9 protein-coding genes are annotated in these 9,373 nt (G+C 63.6%); 1 reads left to right on the forward strand and 8 read right to left on the reverse strand.

Going from position 1 to position 9,373, the window contains the following annotated elements; genetic code table 11:
- Positions 1 to 55 precede the first annotated feature (55 nt).
- The 5 genes from DRB19_RS19875 to DRB19_RS19900 form a co-directional block, all read right to left on the reverse strand.
- On the reverse strand, positions 56 to 1,075 hold the full coding sequence (locus tag DRB19_RS19875) for a hypothetical protein (protein WP_114187765.1): 1,020 nt from the start codon (positions 1,073 to 1,075) through the stop codon (positions 56 to 58).
- A 509-nt stretch (positions 1,076 to 1,584) separates the two neighbouring features.
- Positions 1,585 to 2,088 carry a GNAT family N-acetyltransferase gene (locus DRB19_RS19885; RefSeq protein WP_114187767.1) on the reverse strand — a complete coding sequence of 168 codons (504 nt, stop codon included), beginning with the start codon at positions 2,086 to 2,088 and terminating at the stop codon, positions 1,585 to 1,587.
- Entirely contained in the window at positions 2,088 to 2,651 is a 564-nt protein-coding gene (locus DRB19_RS19890; RefSeq protein WP_114187779.1) for a DUF1254 domain-containing protein, read from the reverse strand. Before DRB19_RS19890 ends, DRB19_RS19885 begins: the two co-directional genes overlap by 1 nt.
- The gene (locus DRB19_RS19895) at positions 2,648 to 3,298 is read right to left on the reverse strand and encodes a DUF1214 domain-containing protein (RefSeq protein ID WP_162815770.1); all 651 of its coding nucleotides are present in this window, start codon (positions 3,296 to 3,298) and stop codon (positions 2,648 to 2,650) included. Before DRB19_RS19895 ends, DRB19_RS19890 begins: the two co-directional genes overlap by 4 nt.
- A gap of 137 nt (positions 3,299 to 3,435) precedes the next feature.
- Entirely contained in the window at positions 3,436 to 5,652 is a 2,217-nt protein-coding gene (locus DRB19_RS19900; protein ID WP_114187780.1) for a transglycosylase domain-containing protein, read from the reverse strand.
- Positions 5,653 to 5,885: 233 nt separating this feature from the next.
- Between DRB19_RS19900 and DRB19_RS19905 the strand changes: the two genes are divergently transcribed.
- Complete coding sequence (locus DRB19_RS19905; protein ID WP_162815771.1) at positions 5,886 to 6,386, forward strand: YcgN family cysteine cluster protein; 501 nt, start codon at positions 5,886 to 5,888, stop codon at positions 6,384 to 6,386.
- A 334-nt stretch (positions 6,387 to 6,720) separates the two neighbouring features.
- On the opposite strand, the gene DRB19_RS19910 is transcribed toward DRB19_RS19905, so the two are convergent.
- The 3 genes from DRB19_RS19910 to DRB19_RS19920 all read right to left on the reverse strand — a co-directional run bounded on the left by DRB19_RS19910 (position 6,721) and on the right by DRB19_RS19920 (position 9,224).
- Complete coding sequence (locus DRB19_RS19910) at positions 6,721 to 7,758, reverse strand: AI-2E family transporter (RefSeq protein ID WP_162815772.1); 1,038 nt, start codon at positions 7,756 to 7,758, stop codon at positions 6,721 to 6,723.
- 434 nt (positions 7,759 to 8,192) lie between these two features.
- Positions 8,193 to 8,477, reverse strand: a complete 285-nt coding sequence (locus tag DRB19_RS19915) for a YMGG-like glycine zipper-containing protein (protein WP_114187771.1) — start codon at positions 8,475 to 8,477, stop codon at positions 8,193 to 8,195.
- Positions 8,478 to 8,603: 126 nt separating this feature from the next.
- Positions 8,604 to 9,224, reverse strand: coding sequence for a DUF2939 domain-containing protein (locus tag DRB19_RS19920; RefSeq protein ID WP_114187772.1), 621 nt, complete (start codon positions 9,222 to 9,224; stop codon positions 8,604 to 8,606).
- Positions 9,225 to 9,373: the final 149 nt, after the last annotated feature.

Raw genomic sequence — 9,373 nt, forward strand, 5'->3', positions numbered from 1 at the left:
GGCATGCGATCCCGGATCGCCTTCGGCGTCCGGGATGACGCATCGGCTTGCGTCGCTACTTCAGGATCGGCGCGGCGGGACGGCCCGATAGCGCCTGCACGCCGAGGATTGCTTCGACGAGTGCCAGCGCGACAGGGCTTGGAGTATCGCGCACCACCCGCGCCAGTTCCTTGACGGTCGACAGGGACTGGGACAGCGCCGGGTGGAGGGTCAGGAAGATCCGCGTGGCTTCCTTGTCGATGAGCCCCAGCGCCTTGAGGGCCAGCGCGAGAAGCACGTGGCGGTCCCATTGGAGAATGCGCCAGTCGGTCGAGGGCGGGAACTCGAACGCCGCATTGAACAGCTTTTCCAACTGCCGGTCATCGCTCCGGGACGCCGCAGTGAACAGCTCTCCTACCTCGTGCTCCGTCAGGTTGAACGTGAGCGTCGCGCGCTGAAGCGCGGTTGCGGCCGCGACCCTGTCGCGGATGCGGACCCGGCGTTCCGGCGGCGCGGCGATGTACAGGGCGGCTTCGTCCGCAACCGTCAGGTCGGACCGGTCGAGAAGGACAAGCGCGACGGCTGGTCGCTCCTTGGCTCGCCGGATCAGCTCCCTGAAGGCCGCGTCCGAGGGCGCAAGGGCGGGATTGGCCGCAAGCGCGATTTCGATTCGACTTTCGCGCAGGACGAGAAGGCGGTCCAGCGTCCAGGCGTCGAGATCAGGCCTGCCTGCGAGCTGCAACCGTCCCTCGGGCGTGGCGAAATGCCTGACATTGGCCGAACCCGGAGGATGCGAAGGGCCCGTTCGCAGGATGTCGCGCGCCTGTGGGCAGAGGCGCGCCAGATGCTCGAGAACGGAAGCCGGCGTATCCGCGCAAGGGGTAAGGATGCGCGCGATGTCGGCGAGCGTCGCGGCGTCGACCATCGGCAGGAAGCCGAGCGCCAAGGCCTCGAAGGTCGCGATGATCTCCCGGTCGCGCGCAGGCGCAGCAACGAACATCTCCGCGTTGACCCGCAGGAGAGCTGCGCGGGGATCGAACCCACTGGTCTCCGTCGAGCTCAGGCTCGATAGATCCGGCCATGCAAGGGACGCCACGGGCTTGATACTCTCGGCAACGCAACTGACTCCATGACCCTACGCAATCGCTCTTAGCGGATCATTAAACATCCCTTTGGGGAAAACAGATTGTGATCGTGGCCGTCCGGAACATTAAGCGCAGCTGTATTGTTGGATTTGCAACAGGCGGCGTTTTTCGGGTCTGGCTCAGCAATCTGGAAACGGTCTGTTAACCATAGGGTCTTTTTTGTGAGGGTAGTCTAACCAGCCGAGTCCGGTTGAAAGGGAGGACATTCAAATGCAAGAGGTCCTGATAAGATCGCCTGGTGTCGTCGTCGCTTTTCCCGACGCGACATCGCGCCCGCAACGCCCGCTATCCGCCGATGAGCCAAGGGGAGAGATCCTGCTCTTCACGGGTGTCCGTTACGAGAGGCCCTCTCCGAACCCGGGTCCTTCGCGCCCGTTCATTTCGGATGGTCCTGGACGTCGCCGCCGCTTCTGATTTTCGGAGTGCTGCCCCGCCAAGGGTTTTGTGTGCAGTCCTGACGTCAGTTGTTTCGTGTTTTCAGTTCGCGCACCATGAGTGCCGCGTCCGGCCCATAGCTCGAGAGCTTGGTCTTCAGGCCCGGAATATCCTGCGCGCGGAAATCCAGCTTTTCCCAGAATCTCTGTGATTTGTTCACGGCCACCAACGACATGGCGCCGTACCCCGCCTTCCCGGCATGATCGGTCAGCCGGTCGATGATCTGTCCCGCATAGCCCCTCCCGCGCCCTTCCGGCAGCAGCGCCACATCGTGGACGTAGTAGGTGTTCGCGTCGCGGGGAATCTCCCCCAATGGTGAATTCAATGGCGGCGGCTCCGCCAGTCGCCATGGATGCGTGAGCGCGTAACCGATGGGGCGGCCGTTTCCAACGAGCACGTGGCACCCCTGCGGGTAGAGATGCAGGCGCTCGACGAATACCGACCTATCTTCCGGGTGATCCACGTGGATGCGGTCCGCAAGGGCCTGCACGGCATCGACGTCCTGGGACACCATGGGGCGCCAGGACATCAGACCTGCTCGTCCACCGTGCAGGAGACCGCCTCGGCGGCCTGTTGGGCCTGCGCGTGCAGGCTTGAGGTGGGGGCCACGACCCGAACGATCATGAAGCCCCGCGACTCTGGGGCGACGATCCGAACATCTCGCGAGGGCTCGTTCACGTCCTCGCCGGCGCGGGCCTCGTCCAGCTGCCGGGCGGTCATGACGACGATCTCGAGTTCACCCCGCACAGCGGCGCGGTCGGTCACGGCGAAGAACACGCCCCCGGTCTTCGTGTGGAAGGAGAACGACAGGAAGAGCGCGCCGGTCTTGGCCGCGATGCGTGCGGGTCCGTCGCTCAGATTGAACGCGCAGGCCGCGACGGCGGCCGCCGGATCGGGCATCGGCAGCCAGGTGTTGGCTCCACCGGGCGCGCTGATGATCTGGGCGTGTTCGGCCGCAAGGGTCGGCTGGATCCGGCCGAACGCATCCTGCTCCGCGTAGCGCGGGGCGGTGAGGATCGCCGCAATGTGGACCCCGGCCGCCAGGACGACGCCCACGAAGGTGGCAAGCAGGAGACGGTTGAGGAAGCTCATGACCCGCATCCCAGGCGTTCGATGGTGGGAAGATCCTCCGCCTTGAGGTTCGCGCCGCCCGCGCCGGCCATGTCGTAGAGACGGAGCACCAAGCTGAACGATCCCGATGGGGGAAGCTGCAGCCAGTTGCCCGCACTGAGATCCCGCGACAGGTTCAGGAAGAAGAGATTGTCCGTGTTCCGCACGATTTCCGACGAGGTGAAGCTGCTTCGCGCCGAGCCGGAGGCGGGGAGGCGTCCATCCCGGTCGTAGAGCGTTAGCGTCCAGATGCGCGCGGCGGGCATGACCGCCCCAATCCGGTAGGAGCAGCCGGAATCGAGCTCGCGACCCTCATTATCGGTCCTGGCCGTCACGGCCAGACCCTCGCCCGTGGCGAGGGGCACGTCCCCTCCATACGCGACGATCGCCCGCATATAGGGATCGGCCTCGGGAGAGCCGAGCTTCGGCCAGGTCTGCCACGGCCCGATCCTGACGCCGCCGAAAGGCGGATCGCCCTTCAAGGCAAGGTAGGCCGAGCCCAGGCCCAGCGCCAGCGCGAGCAGCAGGGCGTAGATGATGAGGAGGACCGTTGGATTGAATCTGGAGGTCACGGGCAACGACGAAATGGAGGAGGCCCGCACGAAGGCGGGCGCCGGAGTTTTGGTCAATACAGGCTGGACGTTCATCCGACTAGCGCATCGTGTTGAAAAGTGGTTCCGGTTGTCGGCACCGAACGATGCGCAGCTCATAGACGTGCGCACCGGACGAATCCCCAAAAGTGCAATCCACTTTTGTGCGCAACCCGTTACGGCATTGCAACTTGGCGGGCGGCGCTGGCGGCCGGCCGAGCGGCAGCTTGGTTGCGCGCGGCCTCGGCTTCCCTTGCGGCCGCTGCCGGCCGCTCGGCCGATTTGAACAGGTTGCCGATATCACCCAGCACATCGAACGAACGGCGCGAAAGCGTGCCCGCCAGATAGGCCTGCGCGGTCGCCTGTTGCTCGGCCGGGCTACCCGGTTTCGCCGCCACGGTCGGAGCTGCGGCGTCCACACCCGGGAGGGGGCGGATCTCGAGGTTCTGATGGGCGACTGTCATCACCTCTTTCCAGGTCATGGCTGGGAGGGTGCCGCCGGTCATGTCGTTCATGGTGCTGTGATCGTCGTTGCCGTACCAGACTGCCGCCGCGAGATTGCCCGTGTACCCCACGAACCAGGCGTCGCGGTAGGCGTTGGTGGTGCCGGTCTTGCCGGCCGTCTTGATGCCGTCCAGGGCGGCGCGCTTGCCCGTGCCTTCCTCCACCACCTTGTTCAGCATGAAGTTCATGTCGTTGACCACGCGGGTTTCGAGGACCTGCTTGGGCTGGACGGCCTGGTCGCGGCGATAGATGACCTCGCCGGACGAGTTGCGCACCTCCCAGGCCGCATAGGGATCGGCCCGCTTGCCGCCATTGGCGAAGACCGCATAGGACGCCGCCATGTCGATGACCGTCACCTCGGCGGCGCCGATGGGCAGCGAGCTCGAATCCGTCAGCGGGTGGGACAGGCCCATGCGCTTGGCCGTGTCCATGATGACCGCACGGCCCGCCTTGGCGTTGCTTTTGCCGATCTCAAGGGACATGCGCACCGGGATGGAGTTGATCGAGCGGGCGATGGCCGAGGTGAGGGACATCGAGCCCGAGAACGACCGGCCATAGTTCTGCGGGCACCAGTTGCCGAGGCAGATGGGCTGGTCGACCACATTCGAATTCGGCCGCAGCTTCGGGTTGACCGTCATGGCGGCCGCATAGACGAACGGCTTGAAGGATGAGCCGGGCTGGCGCAGGGCTCCGGTCGCGCGGTTGAACTGGCTCTGGCCGTAGTCGCGCCCGCCCACGATGGCTCTGACGGCCCCGTCGGAATCGAGCACCACGATCGCGCCTTGTCCCGCCTTATACTGCCGTCCGTGCTGGCGAAGCATGTTCTCGAGGGTCTGCTCCGCATGCTGCTGGAGGTTGGTGTCCAGGGGCGTCTTGACGATGAGCACGCGGTCACTGCCGAGCTTCTTCGCGGTTGCAAGCTGCTTCACCTGCTCGAAGGCCCAGTCGAGATAGAAGTCGGGAGTCGTCTCGCGGCTGCGGTTGACCGGGGTCGCCGGGTTGCGGCGCGCAATCTGGATCTGGCCTTCGGTCAGAAAGCCTGCCTCCACCATGTTGCGCAACACCTCGTTGGCGCGGGCGCGGGCCGCCGGGAGGTTGACGTGGGGGGCGTATTTGGTGGGAGCCTTGAACAGGCCCGCCAGCATGGCGGCTTCGGCCAGGGTGAGATCCTTGGCCGGCTTGCCGAAGTAATACTCGGCCGCCGCCACGGCTCCGTGAGCGCCGCCGCCCATATAGGCGCGGTCGAGATAGAGCTTGAGGATTTCGTCCTTGGTCAGGTGGAACTCGAGCCAGAGCGCCAGGAAGGCTTCCTTGATCTTGCGCTCGAGGGAGCGCTCGTTGGTCAGGAAGAGGTTCTTAGCGAGCTGCTGGGTGATGGACGAGCCGCCCTGCACCACGCCGCCGCCCTTGGCGTTGACCATAAGCGCCCGGAACGTGCCGATGGGGTCGATGCCCCAGTGCTCGTAGAAGCGCCGGTCCTCGGTCGCGAGAGCGGCCTTGACGAGATAGTCCGGGAAGTCCTCGAGCTTGTAGGAATCGTCGAGATGCAGGCCGCGCCGCCCGGCCTCCTGACCGTACCGGTCCAGGAAGGTCACGGCGAGATCCTGGGTCTTGAGCCAGTCATCCTCCGTCTCCCGGAAGGCCGGGAGCGCGAGGGCGAGCATGACCACGCCGCCCACGAGGCCAAGGGTCGTCGCCTCGCTGGTCAGATCCAGCACGACCCGGGACGCGCCGCGGAACCGCAGGCATTTGGCCTTTTCCGAATAGGAATCCCAGGCCTGGGCCAAGCCTCGCCCACCCTGGAACAGGAATGAGTTCAGCCAAGCGTCGAACGCCAGCGCCGCGCGCTTGAGCCGGGTCGTAAACGGGGTGGGGGGATGGGAGCGCACGGTGGTCCTCGGGGCAGGCCAGGCAACCAAGAGTGCCCGTTATGATCGTTGATTTTCGCTGCGGCAACGTCTGAACGCCGCCGAAACCTTCTATCAACAACTCGCAAACAGGTTTATCGGTTCAAATGGCTTCTACCTCTTTAGAGGAGAAGCGTTGCAGGGCCATAACGCCGCACCGCCTATCGTTTAATTATCCTAGAAATCGCCGCAAAAACAGTCCCAAGACTCTGCTGATGGAAAACTCTTTGCCTGTCATGCCCCCGGAGCCCGAGGAACTGCCGTTCTGGCGTCTGAAATCACTCGAGGCCATGAGCTCCGACGAATGGGAGAGCCTGTGCGACGGCTGCGGGCGCTGCTGTCTCGTCAAGCTCGAGGATGAGGATACGGCGGAGGTCCTGTACACGGATGTGGGCTGCACCCTGCTGGACGGTCAGGCCTGCCGCTGCCGCGACTACCCCAACCGCCAGGCCAAGGTTCCCGACTGCGTGCGCCTCTCGCCCGACGCGGTGCGAAGCCTCTCCTGGCTGCCGGATACCTGCGGCTACCGGCTCGTGGCCGAGGGCCGGGACCTCTACTGGTGGCATCCGCTCGTCTCGGGCGATCCAGAGACCGTTCATGCGGCCGGGATCTCGGTGCGTGACCGGGTGGCGGGCCCCGAGGAGGACTTTACGGTCCGGGAATTGCTTGAGCGGTTGACCGACTGGCCGAAGGACGATCCATACCGGGAAGGGTAACAGCCAATCGCACCCACAGGCCATCTCAGCCTGTTCTCGGGCGGGCTATGGTTTCTGGCGTCAGACGAGCATCGATCAGCCTTGACGCGGTGAGGAAATAGGCCCAGCGTGAGATGTCGAACCACGGAGGCTACGATAATGACGCCGCCGCAGAGCAGTTCACTGGGTCTCTCGTAAGCCAGGCGTGGCCCCGCGCGAAAGACCGCTTATCAGACAATCAGAATCGACTTGCCGGCATTGGCCGGATCATTAGCAATTGCAAAATCCCGTATGGGTCATCGGAGGCTGAAGCCTGGCTTCGGCCCCCATCCTCTTGCGTCCCGGCAAAGGCCGATCAGTGGCTCTCCGCCGGCGTTTCTCCGGGCACGGGCGTTTCCTCGCCCAAGGTTTCCTTCACGTAGAGCTTCTTGACCAGCACGTAGGCAACCACCGCGAGTGGGAAGCCGAAGATGAGCCCGTAGGTCCCGAACAGCACGCTGCCCGCCACAATGGCGAAGAGGGCGAGGGCCGGCGGCACCGTTACGACTTTCCTGGCCACGAGCGGAAAGATGATGTTGCCTTCGATCTGCTGGATGACGAAGGCGGCCACGATCGTCCAGATCGCCACCTCGGAGCTGACCGTAAAGCCCATCAAGACGGCCGGGAGCGCGCCGAGAATGGGGCCGAGGAACGGGATGAAGTCCACGAGGCCCGCGATGAGGCCGAGGGCGAACGGGGAGGGCAGGCCGATCAGCCAATAAGCGATCGTCGACAGAACGCCCACGCAGGTCATGGCGATGAGCTGGGACACGAGCCAGAGCTTCAACGCCTCGCCGGAGGCGTGGAGGGAGCTTCTCACGCGCCGGTGCTGGTTGACGGGAAAGAGCTTGACGAGGCCGTCCACGTGGGTCTTCGGCGCGGCCGCGATGTAGAGGCCCGCCACGATCACCAGGAAGAAGTCGCCGAGACCGCCCAGGATGGTTCCGCCGATGCCGGCAAGGCGCGCCGCGAGGCCGCCCGATCCCTGATCGTTGAACGCCTGCGAGATTTCGTCCGTGACGTCGCCCAAGCCAAGGCTCTTGCTGAAATCGTTGATGGCAGCCGGCAGGCCCTGGATGACGCCGGACAACTGGGTGCGGATCTGCGCCCCGAAGAGGAGCACGAGGCCGACCAGGATGACGAGAAAGATAAAGGCCGCCGTGGCGAGGCTCCAGCGGCTCGGCACACGGGCATAGCGTTCGAGAGCCTCGGCTGCGCTATGAAAGATGATGGCCGTCAGGATCGCGCCGAAGGCCAGGAGGAGGACGCCAGACAGCTTCCAGAAGATCAGCGCTAGAAGGATGATGCCCAGGGCGATGAGGATCTTTCGGATGAATTCCACATCGTCCAGCATTCTTTGAGAAGACCGCCTCGGCTCATCCATCACTCACACCTCGATATCTGGCGGAACAATCCCAACCGCGAAGCTTGGTTCCTTAGAGGCATGGAAGCTCGGCTGCTTGACTCTTAAGACGAATGGCAAAGCTAAAAAGTATTCACTTTAATATGAGAATATGAATTCAAGGAACGCTTCTTTTCCTGGTTGGTTAATTTGGTAAAGGAGTGGTTGATATGACTTCGAGCGCAATTTGCTTCGTTCTTGGTACTGTCTTCCCGCTAGCCACCGTGGGTTGGCTGATCATGCAGGGCTAGATCGTTTATAAATTTATTTGTCATGACCTATGTATCGAATAGATGTTGCGTAAGAGTGTGCGTTAGTTGCGTGTATAGGCCATAGTAAAGCCCGCCCAAGATTACTTGGGCGGGCTTTACTATGGAACCGGAAGCTTATTGGATGACTTCGCGACAGCTCTGGTTGCCGTAAGCGTCCTGGACGCAGGTGCGCCGGCTGATCGTTCCGGTGGTGCTCGCCTCCGGCACCACGACCACGCCTGCCGGGGCCTGCGTCTTGGCGTTCTGCTCGGCGATACCGCCGGCCACGCCGCCGACACCCGCGCCGATGGCAGCGCCGACCGGACCGCCGACGATTGCGCCGGTCACAGCACCGGTGGCCACGCCAGCGGCAGTGCCTTCCTGGGCAGACGCAGAAACGGCCAGGATTAGCTTACGCATGTTGAAATACTTTATCTCGAACAGTTCGGAAGACGAACGTTCCGGAGCGTGGCGGGTTCCAATGCAAAGCTTGCTTGTTGCCCAGCTTTCAGTGCGAAAAGCCGGATCGATTTTCCTCCGGGCGCGCTAAGGCTGTTCTTTCGTGCGCGCAGCCCGCGACGCCCGCCTCGACAGTTCCCGGCTCAGGACCCTTGGGAGCTCAACCCCGGTGAGCCGCCAGGTCAGGCCGCTGAGGCGCAAGGTGATTCTGAACTGCCTGTCCTTCGGCGCATCGTCCGGATACGGGATCGTGATGCTCCGGAAGCCCTGTGTTTCCGACGAGATGAAGAGCCTCCAGGCCTGGCCCAGGGATCCGACGTCAAGCTTGACCGGCGTAACCTGGGGCGGCGGTGGCCGGTTTCCGGTAACCGCCTGCTGAGGCCATCCGTCCTCGAGCAGGTCGAGCACGGCCTCGGGCGTGACAAGCTGTTCCACCACCGGATTGAGGAGGGCCGACCCTGCGTTCATGGCCATCGGCCGGTCAATCCCGCCGAATTCCTGCTTTCCCCCGGGAGAATTCAGGTATTCGCCCACAAGCTGCCGGGTGAGGGAGATGCGCAGAGCCCGGAAATTCACCCGTTCGGTGATCTCCTGGATGTCGCGGGCCTCCACGGCCCTCGCCAGGTTGTACAGCGACCAGAAGGGCGAGACGAGGAAGGCGAGCCAAGCCAGGAACAGAAGAATTGTTATTCGGATCGTCCAGACCATATTTTGTTCCAGTTTCTCTAAGAACGGGCCTGTAATACTAAGTCCCTGAAGGGCTGACTCGTTCGTGATTTCCTGCGTCGGGGTGGGTGTGATTCAACTTGGCGAGCCATGGAGGTTCGCCATGCCGATCCCACTCCGTTCTGACTTCG

Source organism: Microvirga aerophila, assembly GCF_003332305.1.
GTDB classification, from domain to species: Bacteria; Pseudomonadota; Alphaproteobacteria; order Rhizobiales; family Beijerinckiaceae; genus Microvirga; species Microvirga aerophila.